This window comes from Pseudomonas alkylphenolica (assembly GCF_016009175.1).
Lineage (GTDB): Bacteria > Pseudomonadota > Gammaproteobacteria > Pseudomonadales > Pseudomonadaceae > Aquipseudomonas > Aquipseudomonas alkylphenolica_B.
The window spans coordinates 22,644-39,428 of sequence record NZ_JADUCM010000033.1; the positions used below are offsets into that span (position 1 = coordinate 22,644).

17 protein-coding genes, 1 tRNA gene and 1 pseudogene are annotated in these 16,785 nt (G+C 59.3%); 10 read left to right on the plus strand and 9 right to left on the minus strand.

The window, feature by feature from the left end; all coding sequences use genetic code 11:
* The first annotated feature begins 25 nt into the window (after nt 1-25).
* Both I5S59_RS22055 and I5S59_RS22060 read left to right on the plus strand, forming a co-directional pair.
* Entirely contained in the window at nt 26-274 is a 249-nt protein-coding gene (locus tag I5S59_RS22055; RefSeq protein WP_197878473.1) for a DUF2789 domain-containing protein, read from the plus strand.
* 63 nt (nt 275-337) lie between these two features.
* On the plus strand, nt 338-979 hold the full coding sequence (locus tag I5S59_RS22060; RefSeq protein WP_128322940.1) for an NADH:ubiquinone oxidoreductase subunit N: 642 nt from the start codon (nt 338-340) through the stop codon (nt 977-979).
* An 18-nt stretch (nt 980-997) separates the two neighbouring features.
* On the opposite strand, the gene I5S59_RS22065 is transcribed toward I5S59_RS22060, so the two are convergent.
* Entirely contained in the window at nt 998-1,438 is a 441-nt protein-coding gene (locus tag I5S59_RS22065) for a CBS domain-containing protein (protein WP_128322941.1), read from the minus strand.
* A 158-nt stretch (nt 1,439-1,596) separates the two neighbouring features.
* On the minus strand, nt 1,597-1,917 hold the full coding sequence (locus tag I5S59_RS22070) for a DUF3077 domain-containing protein (protein WP_197878474.1): 321 nt from the start codon (nt 1,915-1,917) through the stop codon (nt 1,597-1,599).
* 474 nt (nt 1,918-2,391) lie between these two features.
* Here I5S59_RS22070 and I5S59_RS22075 point away from each other — a divergent pair, with 474 nt between their 5' ends.
* The 3 genes from I5S59_RS22075 to I5S59_RS22085 are packed head-to-tail and all read left to right on the plus strand — an operon-like array spanning nt 2,392 to nt 5,778.
* On the plus strand, nt 2,392-3,972 hold the full coding sequence (locus tag I5S59_RS22075) for a CHASE2 domain-containing protein (RefSeq protein ID WP_197878475.1): 1,581 nt from the start codon (nt 2,392-2,394) through the stop codon (nt 3,970-3,972).
* Complete coding sequence (locus I5S59_RS22080; RefSeq protein WP_197878476.1) at nt 3,944-4,312, plus strand: hypothetical protein; 369 nt, start codon at nt 3,944-3,946, stop codon at nt 4,310-4,312. The genes I5S59_RS22075 and I5S59_RS22080 overlap by 29 nt, the downstream gene beginning before the upstream one ends.
* Nucleotides 4,312-5,778: a M48 family metallopeptidase gene (locus tag I5S59_RS22085; protein ID WP_420066466.1), complete on the plus strand. Its 1,467-nt coding sequence runs from the start codon at nt 4,312-4,314 to the stop codon at nt 5,776-5,778. Before I5S59_RS22080 ends, I5S59_RS22085 begins: the two co-directional genes overlap by 1 nt.
* Here I5S59_RS22085 and I5S59_RS26775 read toward each other — a convergent pair.
* The 4 genes and pseudogenes from I5S59_RS26775 to I5S59_RS22100 form a co-directional block, all read right to left on the minus strand.
* Nucleotides 5,743-5,841, minus strand: a pseudogene (locus I5S59_RS26775) (hypothetical protein); the annotation flags it as partial. The gene I5S59_RS22085 and the pseudogene I5S59_RS26775 sit on opposite strands and share 36 nt — an antisense overlap.
* Nucleotides 5,838-6,161, minus strand: coding sequence for a hypothetical protein (locus I5S59_RS22090; protein ID WP_197878478.1), 324 nt, complete (start codon nt 6,159-6,161; stop codon nt 5,838-5,840). The pseudogene I5S59_RS26775 and the gene I5S59_RS22090, both read right to left, overlap by 4 nt.
* Nucleotides 6,162-6,218: 57 nt before the next feature.
* Nucleotides 6,219-6,749 carry a DUF5384 family protein gene (locus tag I5S59_RS22095; RefSeq protein ID WP_197878479.1) on the minus strand — a complete coding sequence of 177 codons (531 nt, stop codon included), beginning with the start codon at nt 6,747-6,749 and terminating at the stop codon, nt 6,219-6,221.
* An 11-nt stretch (nt 6,750-6,760) separates the two neighbouring features.
* Nucleotides 6,761-7,264: a hypothetical protein gene (locus tag I5S59_RS22100; RefSeq protein WP_232239909.1), complete on the minus strand. Its 504-nt coding sequence runs from the start codon at nt 7,262-7,264 to the stop codon at nt 6,761-6,763.
* 224 nt (nt 7,265-7,488) lie between these two features.
* On the opposite strand from I5S59_RS22100, the gene I5S59_RS22105 reads away from it, so the two are divergent.
* On the plus strand, nt 7,489-8,022 hold the full coding sequence (locus I5S59_RS22105) for an AAA family ATPase (RefSeq protein ID WP_197878481.1): 534 nt from the start codon (nt 7,489-7,491) through the stop codon (nt 8,020-8,022).
* A gap of 85 nt (nt 8,023-8,107) precedes the next feature.
* Nucleotides 8,108-9,625, plus strand: coding sequence for a lytic transglycosylase F (locus I5S59_RS22110; RefSeq protein ID WP_197878482.1), 1,518 nt, complete (start codon nt 8,108-8,110; stop codon nt 9,623-9,625).
* Nucleotides 9,626-9,717: 92 nt separating this feature from the next.
* On the opposite strand, the gene I5S59_RS22115 is transcribed toward I5S59_RS22110, so the two are convergent.
* Nucleotides 9,718-9,794, minus strand: a tRNA-Arg gene (locus I5S59_RS22115).
* A gap of 261 nt (nt 9,795-10,055) precedes the next feature.
* Between I5S59_RS22115 and gabD the strand changes: the two genes are divergently transcribed.
* The 3 genes from gabD to I5S59_RS22130 all read left to right on the plus strand — a co-directional run bounded on the left by gabD (nt 10,056) and on the right by I5S59_RS22130 (nt 14,310).
* On the plus strand, nt 10,056-11,498 hold the full coding sequence (gabD, locus tag I5S59_RS22120; protein ID WP_128322952.1) for an NADP-dependent succinate-semialdehyde dehydrogenase: 1,443 nt from the start codon (nt 10,056-10,058) through the stop codon (nt 11,496-11,498).
* Between the two features lie 182 nt (nt 11,499-11,680).
* Nucleotides 11,681-12,961, plus strand: a complete 1,281-nt coding sequence (gabT, locus tag I5S59_RS22125; protein ID WP_197878483.1) for a 4-aminobutyrate--2-oxoglutarate transaminase — start codon at nt 11,681-11,683, stop codon at nt 12,959-12,961.
* A 140-nt stretch (nt 12,962-13,101) separates the two neighbouring features.
* Nucleotides 13,102-14,310, plus strand: coding sequence for a response regulator (locus tag I5S59_RS22130; protein WP_197878484.1), 1,209 nt, complete (start codon nt 13,102-13,104; stop codon nt 14,308-14,310).
* A 97-nt stretch (nt 14,311-14,407) separates the two neighbouring features.
* Here I5S59_RS22130 and I5S59_RS22135 read toward each other — a convergent pair whose 3' ends face one another.
* Together I5S59_RS22135 and desA are read right to left on the minus strand one after the other, a co-directional pair.
* Entirely contained in the window at nt 14,408-15,397 is a 990-nt protein-coding gene (locus tag I5S59_RS22135) for a GGDEF domain-containing protein (protein WP_197878485.1), read from the minus strand.
* A gap of 135 nt (nt 15,398-15,532) precedes the next feature.
* On the minus strand, nt 15,533-16,717 hold the full coding sequence (gene desA / locus I5S59_RS22140) for a delta-9 fatty acid desaturase DesA (RefSeq protein ID WP_197878486.1): 1,185 nt from the start codon (nt 16,715-16,717) through the stop codon (nt 15,533-15,535).
* Nucleotides 16,718-16,785: the final 68 nt, after the last annotated feature.

Here is a 16,785-nt window from a genome sequence, read left to right on the forward strand (position 1 = left end):
CTGGCCTGGCCTCCAGGAGTGACCCATGGAAGCAACCAATCACAAGTTTTCCGAACTGTTCAAACAACTCGGGCTGCGCGACGACCCAGAGGGTATAGAGCAGTTCATCACCAGTCACTCGCCGCTCAAGGACGATGTAAAGCTGGTTGATGCCACCTTCTGGACGCCCGCCCAACGCAAGTTTCTGGAAGACAGTATTAACGAAGATAGCGATTGGGCGGTCATGTTCGACCAACTCAACGAGGCCCTGCACACGAAAAAAAATAATCGCTGAGCGGCACCAGTACCGGCGTTTTACGTTGCTATGCTCAGAAAAAAACAACAGGGGGATAGCGCAATGAAAGATCCCTATGCCGTCGGTTTCTGGTGTGCCGTGACTGCCTTGGGTTTGCTGACCGTCGGTTATTTTTATGGTGTCAAAGAAGCCTACCAACTGAACCAGGCCCTGGTGTTTCTCTATGCTGCAGGTGGGGTGATCGGGGCGCTGGCATTGACCGCGCTGGCATGGATTGCCTGGCAACAGTTACGGGTGAGCAAACGCCAGCTGGCGCAAGGCCGCACGCTGGTCGCCATCTGGAACACCAAGGTTGCCCTGCGCCGGGTCGAGACAGTATTCGACCGCTACTTCTGGGGCAGCTACTGGCAACCGGGGCGAACCTTCCAGGAAGTCATGGGCGAGCTTGAAGGCACGCCGCTGGAACAAAGCCTCGAGGCACTGAAGCGCCAGTGCAAGGAACTCGACCGCGAAACCCACGACCACCGCCGCCATTGGCTGGACAACGCCCGCGAGCTTTCCACCGTTGCCACCGCCATGGCCCGCGAGCGCTACCAACTTGACCTGTGCGACTCCCAGCAAAGCAGCAAACGCGGCGGCGCTGCGGTGCTCAACCGTGACCTGGAAGTGCTGGTGTATACCTGGTCGGCGCGGCTGCGCAGCTTCGATCACCAGCTCGATGAGCTGGAGACCGAATACCGCTGATTGAGGTATCGCGGCGATTCAGTCGCCGCGAATGTACTGCTCCAGCTGCGCAATCATATTGGCTTGCTCGGCAATGGCCTCTTTGACCAGGTCACCGATCGACAACAGGCCCAACAGCTCACCGTTCTCCACCACCGGCAGGTGACGCAGATGGCTGTTGGTCATCATGTTCATGCAGTAGTCGATGTTCTGGTGCGGGTCGACGGTGATCACCGGAGCACTCATGATCGCGCTGACCGGGGTGCCTACCGATGAACGGCCCTTGAGCACCATCTTGCGCGCATAGTCGCGCTCGCTGACGATCCCCACCACTTGCCCGCCCTCGACCACGGGCAACGCACCGACGTTCTTCTCGGCCATCAACTTGAGGGCATCCAGCACCATCTGCCCGGGGGCAATGGTATGAACCTGGTGGTGCTGCTGCGCTTTTGTTTTAAGAAGCTGTGCCACAGTTTTCATAGAGGCCTCTGCGATGCTGGGAGTTGTTGACGGCAGATACCTACAGAATCGTGTACAGATGGTCGCAGGGCAAGGGAGAAAGCGTCATCGAGGCGATTGAAAAACGTCATGGCCTGGCAAAGGGGACTGTAGGAGCGCCGCCCGCTCGCTCCCACAGGCTACGAAGTGCCTTGGCGTTGCTCCAGTGCCTGGTCCTCGATGCCTTCAATCAATGCTTCCACCAGCCCTTTGGCCATCTCCACCGAATGCAGGGTCGACCAGAGAAAGTTCTTGCTGGCCGGATCAATGTCGTCGAAGGCTTTGTAGCCGGTTTCGTAAGCGCAGCTCAGATAGAGGGAAGCGTGTACCAGCGCATCGTGGGCGGCGATGCCGGAGCACACGGCGAACAACGGAGAGTGGCCGGCCTGGCAATTGCCGAAAATGGTATTAGCGGTGGCAACGGATTGATCCAGTGGTGGATCGGGTACTATTTTTTTCATGTCGAACTTCTCCTCTGAATGGTGAAGCCACATTCACTCGTTACCACACGAGAGGGGTGGCAGCTGTACGCAGGGTGGTAAACCGGACACAGGAACACCGGCAGGCTCGAAAGCCTCCCACGTACAGCCGCCATGACAAGCGACGGTACTCAATCAAGACCTGTGTCGCGGGTTACCACACCCACCACGCCGAGCACTCGGCGATGGGCAGCAGCCTAGAGGCACGCATTCCCGGGGACAATCAGATGGCCATCGACAGACGCGGTAGGGTATTTCCTAGGACGTAACATCGACCAGCAGTTTCAGGCCCGCCGAAACAAAATCTGACACACCACCCGCTTAAACGAATAAGCGACCACGCCGCCAACAATTTGCTTGCAATAGATGGTGGCGTTTTGACATGTTCTGACATATTTTGATGCATTACTGCCCCGACAACTCAAGGATACGGGCTGCATTACCGACAGGGATCGTATGTCAGATAGCCACAACAACGCCGGCAATGAGCCCATCAAAGGGCTTGAAGATTATGTCGCCATCCTGAAAGGCTATTGGCAAAGGCCAAATTCAATCCTTGAACATGCCAAGCACGCCTGGTGCAGCCGCCAGCAGCGCGTGCAGCATTACTTTTCCGGCTTCAAGAAGACCAGCCCAAAAGCTATCGGGCGCAAACTCTTCGAATGCAAAACCCTGTCCCGGGCTCCGATTATCTTCATCGCCTGGTTTTTCACGGTATTCATGCTGGACAAGCTCGACCCCTTTGGCCTCTCTCATCAAGTGCAGGCGTATTCCGAAGGGCTGTTCCAGAAAGTCACCTCCTCCTTCTATGAACCCAGTGCTCAAGACCGGATTGCCGTCGTCCTGATCGATGAGCAGACCCTTGCCAGCCGCGGCGAGTCCTGGCCCCCGCGGTACAACTACTACAGCGAAGTGATCCGCCGTATCGCCCGACAAGAGCCCTCAGCGATTTTTCTCGACTTCCTGGTCGAAGACCGTCGCAGCTATGACGATTCACTGGAGGCTGCCCGCGAATCCATTGGCGCAACGCTGACCAAGACGGGCGTACCGCTCTATCTGGCGACGCTGGATGACAAGCGAAACAGCGTATTCATCGATGTACCGGGCACCCAGACCACCGTGACCGGCTGGCGAGCCTATGGCGACGACTACCCGCTGTTGATCGGCCCCGGGCACTTCTACGGCGATAGTGAACAGGATCTCAAGGAAGGCGAGCAGTGCGACAGCTCACTCAAGCCCTCCGCCGCATTTCAGCTCTATCGCCAACTGTGTGAAAAAGGCCTGCAATCGGGCTGCCCCACCGAACTGATGCAGGGCAATGTCGAGGGCTTTTGCAGCGCAATGGTGGTGCAGTGGGGACGCAATGTTTCAAAGGTTGTGCCTGAGCGTCAGCTGATATCCGACAGCCAGTGTTCGGCCAAGGACTACACCTTGTGGGAGCGCATTACCGACGCGTTGACCTCCGGGGTCGCGGCCTTGACCTCCGGCCTCGACGACTCGTCGATGAAGCGCATACGCCAACGCTGCCCTTATGCCGTGACGGTGCGTGAAGAAGACCTCGCCTCCGAAAAAGCCCGCGGGGTATTGAAAGGGCGTGTGGTGATGATCGGCGTCAGCCTCAATGGCATCCATGACATCGTCGAGAGCCCGGTCCACGGCCAGATACCCGGCGTGTACCTGCACGCGATGGCGCTGGACAACCTGCTGAAGTGGAACGGCGACTACTTCAAGCGTGCCGAAGGCAGCATTGACTGGACATTGCTCGTCACCGCGCTGCTGTTGTCCTGGATCTGTGCAGCGCTCATGCGCGCCCAGCCAACACGCCTTGAATTTCTGATGCGCACAGTGGCCCTGTCGTGCGTGCTGCTGGTCAGTGTGATCAACCTTTATCTGCATAAACCACCGCTCGACTGGCTCGGCATTCTGCTGGTCTACGAACTGGTGAATCGGCTTATCGAGAAACAACAAGAAACCGAGCTGCCGGCACCTACCCAAGGAGGACACCACCGTGAACTGGATCAAGCCCATCAGCCGTAGTGCGACAGTGGCGACACTGCTGTTTTGCGCAACTGCATCTGCTGCTGTACAGAACGTGACGGCCCTTATGGATGACTCGGTCAGCACCTTTGCGCTAAAGAGCGATTACTTCGTCAAGCAACACAGTATCGCCAGCAAAGCCTTCACGCTGCCGGCACCTGTACTTGAGAAAAGCGCCAAGGGCTATGTGAAAGTTTCCCAGCAAGGGCAGGAAGTGTGGCTGGACATCATGGATGTCACCCTGTTTCCGCCTGAAAGTGCCGGCGATACCCGCTGCATTCGCACCAGTGACGGTGCCACCGCGAAAACCGGTCGTGGCGCAGGGAATATCTGCCCATGATGCGCAAGAGCCTGCTGATACTGGCCATCGCGCTTGCCAGCGGTTGCGCACAAATTCAGGTCCCTGGCATACCCTCGTTAGGCAAGGCCAAGGTCGACCCCAACCTCACGCAGATAGCTGCAAACTTCAAGGGCCCAGCCGCAGGGCGCAACGCCGTCGCCACGCAGACCCTGCAGAGCATTCAGCTGCAGAACAAAGCACTGGGCATTGCCCAGGATGCGAAAATCGACGCGTACCTCAACGCCATCCTGGCGCGGCTGCAGGCAGGCCTGCCGGGGACGCCTCCTCCGGCGCGGGTGTACGCCACACCCAATACCGAATTCAATGCGCGAAGCTTTGAGGACGGTGGCATTTTCATCCCTTACAAAGTGCTCGATGCCCTGGAGAGTGAGGACGAACTGGCGTCACTCATCGCGCACGAATATGCCCATGTCGCCCTGCAGCACTACCATTCGGACTGGATCGATACCGCGGCCAACCTCGCCTACTCCGCGGGCAACATCTACATCAACCGCCAGCTGAAAACCAGCTCGGACAAAGACCTGCTGGGCATGGTCGTGACCAATGACGCCGTGCTGGGTGCGTCCCAGATCGGTTTGGTGCCGGCGCTGACCCGGGACCAGGAAAACGAAGCTGACCAGCTGGGCGTCGACTTGCTGATCCGTGCCAGGTACTCGATCGTTGGTGCAATAACCTTCCTGTCACGCATGGAAGAATGGGAGGCACGTAACCAGGCCATTCTCGATCAACGCAAAACCAACTATTTCGACCTGTTTTCCAAAAGCGAACAAAGCGTCATTGCCAAGGCCATAGACGCGCAGATCGACGTACTGGAAAACAAACTGGCCAAGCAGATTCACAGCACATCGCAAAAACACGACAAGGGTGAAGATCGCTCAAAAACGCTGCGTAGTTATATCAAGCAGCATTATGCGGGGGTCGACCGCCCGCCGCTGTCGGTTGAACCTTACACCGCAGCCCTGAAGTCCACCCACGCCAAGGCGTTCTTCACAGGCCTTGATCAGGCCCACGCCTCTACCGCTGCGCTGGCCCAAAAAAACCTGCCGCAAGCGTTGTCGAATGCCACCGGTGCAACCAGAAGCCCCGCCGCACTCGTACCGTTCGCGCGGCATGTGATGATCAACGCGATGGCGGTCAACGGCAAACCCGCCGATGCCTTGGCAATGCTGGAAAGTGATGTGGGGACGAACAGCGCACTGTTTGTGGATAACGTGTTTTTGATCAACATCCTGAAAAAGTCATCGCCTGAAAAGGCTTTGGCCCTCTCCCAGCACACCTACGAGCGTTACGCCGACTCACCGGAGCTACTGCCTGACCTGATCCTGTTGAGCAAGCAGCAGAAGAACCCGTTTGCAGTCATGAAGTACTACGGAGTCTGCGCTGGCAAGGCAATGGCTTCGTCCAACAATGCGTTGCTGGAGAGCTGCAACAAGGCCAAGGGATAAGCTGAAACCAACAAAAAGGCCCAGGTAATCACCTGGGCCTTTGGCTACTGCAGCACCGATCAGAGCCCGTTGGGCAAGAACCGGGTAGCGCCACTGACATCATCGATCTTCTTGATACGGAAGGCCTTGATGCAGGTTTCATTACGGGTGTTGGTGTCTGGGCAGTACTGTTTGACGAAGGCGTTAAAGTCCATGTCCTGGCCATTAACGCTCAACACGCGCTTGAAGTACTCACCCTGGATACCCTGGGCCTGGCGCGACGTGGTCATTTCCTGATCAACCACCAGGCGACCGTGCAGGTCGACGGCAGGAAACTCGGCTTCTTTTTCAAAGCAGCCGCTCAGCAACAGGCCAGCGGCGGCCAGCAAGATCAGACGTAGCATGATGGTGTCTCTGCAGAAGATGGCCCCGGCGCATGCACCGGGGCCATACCGTGATGGTTAATTGCCGAACAGGCTGCCAGCGCGTTTGACTTCAGCCTTGCCGGCATCTTCAAGCAGCGACTTGGTGCCCGAGGTGACGTTGCGTGCGGAGTCGGCGTTGGACTGGATCACATCGGTGCGCGCGGCGCTGTCGCGCAGCTCGGCATCGATGTAGTCGTTAGCCCGTGCAACCTGCGCTTTTTTCGCTTGCAGCTGCAGGCGACGCTCTTCCAGCTCCAGTGCGCGCAGTTCGTCTTCGAAGCCTTCTTCACGGGTGCGAACGCGCTTCTGCTCAGCGGCTTGCGCCTGCTGCCGTTCGGCGGCGGCTTGCGCGGCGGCACGCTGCGAGGCGGCGCGCTGCTGGCGGGCAGCGGCTTCGCGAGATTCAGCACGCTGCTGAGCGGCGGCGGCCTGGCGCAGACGTTCAGCCTCCAGGGCGGCTTCAGATTGTTTGGTCTGCTGTTCGATCTGGTAAAGCTGATCGAACTGGCCTGCCACGGCGGTGGCGGCAGACAGCGCGAGGGCGGTGCCCAGAACAATATGCTTCATGTCGGCCGGCCTCAGCTCTTCTTCGGATCTGGGCAGGAAGCATTCGGCTGAATGCGGGTTTCGTTGGACATGGTCATGACCATCAGGGAGATTTCACCCACCTTGTAGTCGCATGGGCGGCCAACCTGGGCCGAGGTGAAAATCTTGCCGTTTTCCGAATAGCCGATCAGCACGCCCGGTACCAGCGAAGTGTCGTTGACCATCGAGCCTGCCAGCGCGCCAGCACCGCCACCGGCAACACCGCCGATGATCGCGGTATCGGTGTTTTTGCCTGCACCCAGCGCTGCGCCACCCAGAGCGCCCAGTACACCACCGACCATCATTGCGGCTTTCTGGTTCTTTTCGTTGCTGACTTTGATCTTGGTCGGGGAGACCGTAATGATCTTGACGGTCTTGGCTTCTTGCTGGGTGTTCACCTGGCTGGCATCAAACACATCCGATTGATACTGCTCGCCGGTCGCTTGGCAACCTACGAGTGCAGCGACAACGGTCAAGGCCAGACAGTGCTTAAACATCTTCATTCCTAAATTCCCTGGAGGGTGTGAGTAACCGGGCGGCAGTCCATTTTTTGGCGGCGGCATAATGCCACTATTCTAAGCGGATAGTTTAACCGGGGTAAAGCCAACAGAACTTAAGGGGGGATTTAATAGTGCGAAAAGTAATAAATCAGGCAGCGCTCCCTTCCACTCACACAGCGAAAACGGCACACTTTCCGGCTTTTTCCCGACAGGAAGTCCCCATGCAACGGATTGTGATTCTGGGCAATGCCGGTAGCGGCAAATCCACCCTGGCCCGCGCGCTTGGCAAGCATCTCGGCCTGCCGGTGGTGCACCTGGACACTTTGTTCTGGGAGCCGGGCTGGGTTGAGCCGGATGCCGAGCAGTTCCGCACCCGGGTTCGCGCCGCAGTCGCCACCGACCGCTGGGTCTGCGAAGGCAACTATGCCCGGCGAACCTTCGACCTGCGCCTGCCCCGCGCCGACCTGGTCATCTGGCTGGACACCCCCCGGCTCACCTGTTTCACCCGGGTTATCCGGCGTAGCGTGATGAACCGCCCTCGCCCTGACCTTGCGGCCGGCTGCTCAGAGAAACTCGATCGCGCGTTTCTGACCTTTCTGAAATTCGTCTGGCAGTACGATAAAGGCTACCGCCCCGGCATCGAGGCCGTGCGACTGGCCACAGCCCCGTACGTGCCTGTTGTACACCTGCGCAGCCCCCGGCAGATTGCCGCCTTTATCGACAATTTGCCTCCCCGTACGGTGAGCGCGCACTGAGCTTGCGGTCGTGGCGATCAACTATGCTTAGAGATGGTTGTGCCTTAGGGAGATGGCACCCTCGCCACCTTGTGAGTGAGTGAACATGAACATTCGCCGCGGTGCCTTCGTGTACTTTTGCTTCTGTTTATTGCTGACCCTTTTCAACACCTCATTTGCCGCCGCCCCACCCGATCTGCCTGCCGTCGAACTGACCCCCGCCGAGGAAGCCGAAGTACAGAGCCTGGTGCTGCCGGTGCCCGAGGACTGGGTCGGTGACTTCGAAGGCATGCGCGAGCGTCGCCTGGTCCGGATTCTGGTGCCTTACAGCAAAACCTTCTTCGAGCTCGACCGCGGCCGTCAGCGCGGCCTGAGTTATGAGCTGGGCAAGGGACTTGAGGCCTGGCTCAACAAAACCCAGCCGTACGCAAAAAAATCGATGCAATGGCGGGTGATGTTCATTCCCACAAGCCGTAACGAACTGATGCCCAAGTTGCTCAAGGGTGTCGGCGACATTGCCGTCGGTGGGCTGACCGTGACCGAGGGCCGCCTTAAAACCGTGGACTTTTCCGACCCGTTTGCGGTGAACATTCCGGAGGTGCTGGTGACCGGGCCCGGCAGTAAAGTCTTCAACAACATTGAGGACCTGTCGGACGAAGAAGTGACTGTGCGCTCATCGAGCAGTTACTACGAACACCTTCAGGCGCTGAACGACTCTTTCAAGGCGAAAGGGCTCGCGCCCATCAACATCAAGGCCGCTGACGAAAACCTGGAGTCCGAAGACTTGTTGCAAATGGTCAATGCCGGGCTGCTCAAGGCCACTGTGGTGGACCGCTACATTGCAAAAATCTGGTCGCCGCTCTACACCGGCATGAAAATCCACGAGGCATTCTACCTGCATGAAAACTCCGAGTTTGCCTGGGCGATTCGCAAAAACAGCCCGCAGCTAAAGGCTCAACTCGCGGCGTTCGTCAAAACCCACAAGGTCGGCACCGCCTTCGGCAACAGCCTGCGGACCAAATACGTCACCAACAGCAGCAAACGCGTACTCAACGCCACCTCGGAAGCGGAAATGAAGAAATTCCAGACGATGGTGGAGATCTTCAAGCGCCATGCCAGTACCTACGGATTCGACCCTTTGATGCTGATGGCCCAGGGGTTTCAGGAGTCGCAACTCGATCAGATGGCCCGCAGCCCCCGCGGCGCGGTTGGCGTGATGCAACTGCTGCCAAAAACGGCCCAGGACCCCACTGTTGCCATCAACGAGATCGACAAGAGCGCTGACAGAAACATCGAGGCCGGCTCCAAGTACATGCACCTGCTCGCCGACAAGTACCTGAGCGACCCGCAGCTGACGCCCATGAACAAAACCCTGATGACCTTCGCCGCCTACAACGCGGGGCCCGGCAACCTGCGTAAATTCCGTGCATTGGCTGAAAAGTCCGGGCTGGATAAGAACGTCTGGTTCGGTAATGTTGAGCAAGGCGCTGCCCAGGTGGTGGGCCGGGAGACGGTGGATTACGTCGGCAACATCTACAAGTATTACGTCGCCTACAAGCTGGTGCAGGAAAAGCAGGCGGCTGGCGCTGCAGCTGCGCCACTGCAAGAGCAGGCTCGCCAATGAAATCGGCAGGGTGCGCTGGCAACAGGGATGTAAAGGAGGGGAAACGTGTCTGGCGGATCGCCAACCCTTTGGGACCAAAGGGAGAAAGAAGATGGCGCACTCGGCGGGATTCGAACCCACGACCCCTGCCTTCGGAGGGCAGTACTCTATCCAGCTGAGCTACGAGTGCAACGCGGGCGCCATGATACCCATCTAGACTGGCGGCGTCCATCGCCACAATTGGCTGTGTTCGATTTTGCACACGCGGGGGCCTAACGGTGACGTTGATCTGAAAAAGGTCGCCGCATAGCGCTTTTTGTTCTTTTTTTCGAACACCCTATTGTCCTTTTTCCTCGTTGCTCCTAGGATTCGTTTGAGATTTCAAACGCTCTCCTTTTTCTACAATCAATAATTCGCGCCGTGTCTGTACGGTGCCGTTAAGGAAGCCGACATGCAGCTTAAAGACGCCCAGTTGTTCCGCCAGCAAGCCTTCATCGATGGTGCGTGGTTGGACGCGGACAACGGTCAGACCATCAAGGTCAACAACCCGGCTACCGGCGAGATCATCGGCACTGTGCCGAAGATGGGCGCTGCCGAAACCCGTCGCGCCATCGAGGCCGCTGACAAGGCGCTGCCAGCCTGGCGTGCACTGACCGCCAAAGAGCGTGCTGGCAAGCTGCGTCGTTGGTTCGAATTGATGATCGAGCACCAGGACGACCTGGCCCGCCTGATGACCACCGAGCAAGGCAAGCCACTGGCCGAAGCCAAGGGCGAAATCGCCTATGCCGCCTCCTTTATCGAGTGGTTCGCTGAAGAAGCCAAGCGCGTTTACGGCGACACCATTCCTGGCCACCAGCCAGACAAGCGCCTGATCGTTATCAAGCAGCCAATCGGTGTTACCGCGGCCATCACCCCGTGGAACTTCCCGGCCGCGATGATCACCCGTAAAGCCGGCCCGGCCCTGGCTGCTGGCTGCACCATGGTCCTCAAGCCTGCTTCGCAAACTCCGTACTCGGCCCTGGCCCTGGTTGAGCTGGCCACCCGTGCCGGTATCCCGGCTGGTGTGCTGAGCGTGGTAACCGGCAGCGCCGGCGACATCGGCAGCGAGCTGACCGGCAACCCGATCGTGCGCAAACTGTCCTTCACCGGCTCGACCGAAATCGGTCGCCAGCTGATGGCCGAATGCGCCAAGGACATCAAGAAGGTTTCCCTGGAGCTGGGCGGCAATGCGCCGTTCATCGTGTTCGACGACGCCGACCTGGATAAGGCCGTTGAAGGCGCGATCATCTCCAAATACCGCAACAACGGTCAGACCTGTGTCTGCGCCAACCGTATCTACGTTCAGGACGGCGTCTACGATGCCTTCGCCGAGAAGCTCAAGGCCGCTGTGGCCAAGCTGAAAATCGGTAACGGCCTGGAAGACGGCACCACCACCGGCCCGCTGATCGATGGCAAGGCCGTAGCCAAGGTTCAGGAGCACATTGCCGACGCCGTTGGCAAAGGCGCCCAGGTACTGACCGGCGGCAAGCTGATCGAAGGCAACTTCTTCGAGCCGACCGTACTGGTCAACGTGCCGAACAACGCTGCAGTGGCCAAGGAAGAAACCTTCGGCCCGCTGGCTCCACTGTTCCGTTTCAAGGACGAGGCAGAAGTCATTGCCATGTCCAACGATACCGAGTTTGGTCTGGCCTCGTACTTCTACGCCCGCGACATGAGCCGTGTGTTCCGTGTTGCTGAAGCGCTGGAATACGGCATGGTCGGTATCAACACCGGTCTGATCTCCAACGAAGTCTCGCCGTTCGGCGGCATCAAGGCCTCGGGCCTGGGTCGCGAAGGTTCCAAGTACGGCATTGAGGACTACCTGGAAATCAAATACCTGTGCATCAGCATCTGATCACAGCGTAAGGCTTTACCTCTGCCAGCGGGGCGCGAGAGCGACGTCTCGCTGGCCTTTTTACACCGTACATCCAGTGGCCTGGGCCCCTGCAGCAGTCGATCAACGCATGCTGCCTGCAGTTGAATACCGGCCACTCTGACGTGAATCGCGCCACCTTGTGTGTGCGAATTGAGGACACTATGAGCAAGACCAACGAATCTTTGATGCAACGCCGTGTCGCCGCCGTTCCACGCGGTGTTGGCCAGATCCACCCGATCTTCGCCGACTCGGCAAAGAACGCTACCGTTACCGACGTTGAAGGCCGTGAGTTCATCGACTTCGCCGGCGGTATCGCAGTACTGAACACCGGTCACGTGCACCCGAAGGTCATCGCTGCCGTTGAAGCCCAGCTGCACAAACTGACCCACACCTGCTTCCAGGTGCTGGCGTACGAACCGTACGTAGAAGTCTGCGAAAAGATCAACGCTCGCGTTCCAGGCGACTTCGCCAAGAAAACCCTGCTGGTGACCACCGGTTCCGAAGCCGTTGAAAACGCCATCAAGATCGCTCGTGCCGCTACCGGCCGTGCTGGCGTGATCGCTTTCACCGGCGCTTACCACGGCCGTACCATGATGACCCTGGGTCTGACCGGTAAAGTCGTTCCTTACTCGGCCGGCATGGGCCTGATGCCAGGCGGCATCTTCCGCGCGCTGTACCCGAACGAACTGCACGGCGTGAGCATCGATGACTCGATCGCTTCGATCGAACGCATCTTCAAGAACGACGCCGAAGCCCGTGACATCGCTGCAATCATCCTCGAGCCAGTTCAGGGCGAAGGTGGTTTCTACGTTGCGCCTAAAGAGTTCATGAAGCGTCTGCGCGCCCTGTGCGACCAGCACGGCATCCTTCTGATCGCTGACGAAGTACAGACCGGCGCTGGCCGTACTGGCACCTTCTTCGCCATGGAACAGATGGGCGTTGCTCCAGACCTGACCACCTTCGCCAAATCCATCGCTGGCGGCTTCCCGCTGGCCGGTGTGTGCGGCAAGGCCGAATACATGGACGCTATCGCTCCAGGCGGCCTGGGCGGCACCTACGCGGGTAGCCCGATCGCTTGCGCCGCGGCCCTGGCCGTGATGGAAGTGTTCGAAGAAGAAAAACTGCTGGAGCGCAGCCAGGCTGTTGGCGAGCGTCTGGTCACCGGCCTGCGCAAGATCCAGGACAAGCACCCGATCATCGGTGAAGTGCGCGCTCTGGGCTCGATGATCGCTATCGAAGTCGTCGAAAAAGCCGGTTCCCTGGCGCCTAACGCTGCTGCAGTTGCCTCGGTTGTGGCCAAGGCTCGCGACAAGGGCCTGATCCTGCTGTCGTGCGGCACCTACGGCAACGTCCTGCGTATCCTGGTTCCGCTGACCTCCCCTGATGAGCAACTGGACAAAGGTCTGGCAATCATCGAAGAGTGCTTCGCAGAACTCGCGTAAACTGTGACGCATTAGAAGAAAAACCCGCTTCGGCGGGTTTTTTTTCGACCAAAGGAAGGTAAGAAGGCTAAGGTTGCCTGTCAGGAGACCCCTTGGAAGGTACGCGGGATTGCGTGTCGTGAACTGTCGGAGATTTAAGTATGAGCAGTGCCAATCCACCCACAGCGCCCTGCGTGCTGATTGCCGAAGGCGATCCCTGGGTGCGGGAGATGCTCAGCCAGATGTTGCTCAGCGTGCGTTGCGATGCCCGCGTGCAGGTTTGCGCTGATGGTTCCCAGGCGCTGGCCGCACTGTCCTGCCAGCCTGACCTGATCATTGCCGCGCGGGAGTTGCCGGGAGGGGATGGCCTGGACCTGCTGCGTAACGTGCGGGCCAAAGGGCGCCAGCCGGTACTGCCGTTCATTCTCATGAGCAACCGTAGCGATGTCGCCAGTGTGCGCGAAGCACTGCCATATGCGCCCACGGCTTATCTGAGCAAGCCGTTGAACATGGATACCTTGCGCCATCGCCTTGAAGAGCTGTTGCTCAAGGTCGGTGAAGAAATCGCCTGCCCGGTGGTGCCGCTGCAACCGGGCATGACCCTGCCGCGCTTTCTTGAAGGGCGCCGGGCGACGGCCGATGGCGGGCCGCTGCTGGCCGATGTGCAGCAGGCGATCAAGCGCAGCCTCAATCCGCAGGGCCTGAACCTCAAGACCCTGGAAGAAGAAATCCGCAACGACCCGCAGATTACTGCGGTGTTGATCGCCGCCGCCAACAGTGCCGCACTGCACCGTGACGGCGCAGTGCAAACCTTGCTGCAAGCGTTGAACAAACTGGGGACCACCCAGAGCATGAACCTGATCCTGGGTCTGGCACTCAAGCGCAGCGCCAGGCTCAGTGATCCGTTGCTGTCCGAGCAGGCCGAGCACTACTGGGCGCTGTCGTTGCACACGGCCGAGTACGCGCGAACCCTGGCGCGGATGCTCGAGCTGGATCAGGAGCGGTGTTACTGCGCTGGCCTTCTGCATTGCCTGGGTGATCTGGCGCTGCTGCGCTGCCTGCAGGAATGGCGTTTGTCCGGGGGTGAGCTTGATCAAGACAACATTGCCCTGTCGCTCAACGAATTTGCCGCCGCCTTTGGCTCGGCGTTGCGTACGCGCTGGCGTTTGCCACTGGAGCTGCGCGAGTTGATTGCGGCGATCTACCAGTTGGGCGGCGGTGTGTACTCACGCGAGGCGCTGGTGATGAACCTGGCCGGGCAGCTGGCGCGGTTGCCTGCCGATCAAGGCCTGGAAGCGTTGGCCGATAGCAGGACAGCGCGGTTGCTCAAGGTGGGGATGGCGGAGCTCGGACGGCTGCGCAAGACCTGACTGTCAATCGCCGGCTTCGCCAGCTCCCACAATCAACAGGTGCACCGCAGACATGTGGGAGCCGGCAACGCCGGCGATGGGTTACACCACAAGGTGCCTAGCCAATCACGATCTGGTTCTTGCCCTGGCGCTTGGCCTGGTACATCGCGGCGTCAGCCCGGGCAAACAGGCTGTCCAGGTGCTTGTCGGCGTCGGTCATGCCTGTCAGCCCCTGGCTTACCGACACACCAAACGTCTGCTCTTCATGGCTGAAACTCAAACGCTGGATTTCCCGCTGCAAGCGCTCGGCAATCTGTTGCGCGATCTGTGGCGTACACCCGGGGAACACCGCAGCAAATTCCTCGCCGCCAATGCGCCCGAACAGGTCGCCACGGCGTAATACGGCCTTGCCGGTATCGGCGATACGCTGCAGCACCGTATCGCCCATCTGATGGCCGTAGGTGTCGTTGATCTGCTTGAAATCATCGATATCCAGCAGCAGAAACGCCAACGGCGTCTGATCCTTCCTGGCACTTTCAAAGGCCTGCTCGGCACTGTCGAAGAAGTGCCAGCGATTGCTGCTCTGGGTCAGGACGTCGGTAGTAGCCAGGCGCTGCAATTCACCTTCAAGCAGCTTTTTTTCGGTGATGTCTTCGGCCATGCCGACCACGATCACCCGTTGGCTGTTGTCGGTCTGCTGGTTGATGAAGCATTTGTCGCTGAGCCAGCGTACGTTGCCGTCGGCATCGATGATGCGGTATTCGCGGTCTTCCACAGCACCTTTGACCAGCACTTCGGCCAGGCTGCGCTCGGCGTATTCGAGGTCGTCGGGGTAGATACTGTCGCGCCACTGGTTGTAGTCGGCAAGCAGCAGGCCGGCAGGGCGACCAAAGATGCGCTCATAGGCGGGGCTGACATACAGCACCTGCCGCGACTCCCAGTCGAACGCCCAGAGCACGGCGTTAACGCTGTCGAGCAGCGAGCTGAACAGCTGTTCACGCTCGCTCAGGCGCGCCACTTCACCTTGGGCGTGCATAAGCGCCAGCAGCGTCTGGGCCGCTTCTGGCGGTTCGCTGTGGCAGTGGGACGTCGGTTTTTTATTGACCATTTGCGCGGAACTTCTCACACAGAGGCGGGCGGCCACGACCCGGCCCGCCACGCGGGCGTTATGCCAGTCAGAGTGAGAATAGGCGGTGAAGTTCCTGACCGCGCGCGCCCCAAGGGGGCGCGCCGATCAACGGCATCAGCTCAGGGCCGGCCGCAGGGAGTAGGTTTTCAGCTGGGCGGCAAAATCGCGCAGCGACTGGATACCGCTGGCTTCAGCCTCATGGACCCAGTCTTTGATGGCGGCCAGCATGTCGTGGCCATTGGCGCTGGTACGCGCCCAGATCTGCTGCAGGGCCAGGCGCTTTTCGTAGATGGTCTTGAGCGACTGGCTGTGCTCGAGCATGGTCTGGATACGCACGTGATGGCGGTCTTCGAGCAGGCTGGTTTCCCGCGACAACAGGCGCTTGGCGCGGCGGAACTGATGGCGTACCGAGTCGTCGACCCGGGCCAGTTCCTGCTTGACCAGCGGTGCGATCACCAGCTTGCGGTACTGGGCCATGATCTGGAAGCGGTTGTTGAGGATCGCCATGGCGGTGTCCATATCCAGCTGGCCCTTGCCTTCAACGCGGTGGGCGATCGGTGCGACGCGCTGCACCTTGGCCAGGCGCAACCAGCAGAACAGCTTGATCCAGGCCCAGCCCATGTCGAACTCCCAGCGCTTGACCGACAGCTTGGCCGAGTTGGGGTAGGTGTGGTGGTTGTTATGCAGCTCTTCACCGCCGACGATGATGCCCCATGGCACCAGGTTGGTGGCCGCATCGCGGCATTCGAAGTTGCGGTAACCCACGGCATGGCCGAGGCCATTGATGACGCCGGCAGCCCAGAACGGAATCCACATCATCTGCACCGCCCAGATGGTGATGCCCGCCGTGCCGAACAGCAGCAGGTCGATGACCGCCATCAGGACAATGCCGCCCATCTTGTAGCGCGAATAGAGGTTACGCTCGATCCAGTCTTCAGGGCAGTTCTTGCCGTAGATGCGCAGCGTTTCGGGGTTCTGTGCTTCTTCACGGTACAACTCGGCCCCTTTGCGCAGCACAGTCGACAAGCCCTTGATTACCGGGCTGTGAGGATCATCGACGGTTTCGCACTTGGCGTGGTGCTTGCGGTGGATGGCCGTCCACTCGCGGGTGTTCTGCGCCGTGGTCAACCACAGCCAGAAACGGAAAAAGTGCTTGAGCCCGGCATTCAGCTCCAACGAGCGGTGAGCCGAATATCGGTGCAGGTAGACGGTGACGCTGACGATGGTCACATGGGTCATGACCAGCGTAACTGCCAGCAACTGCCAGGCCGACAAGTTGAGCAAACCTTGGTACCACATAGGCGTAAGGGCCCTCTAGAACATAGGGAACAGCGGGAAGCATTATCCCTGCGCGAGCGAATAAAACC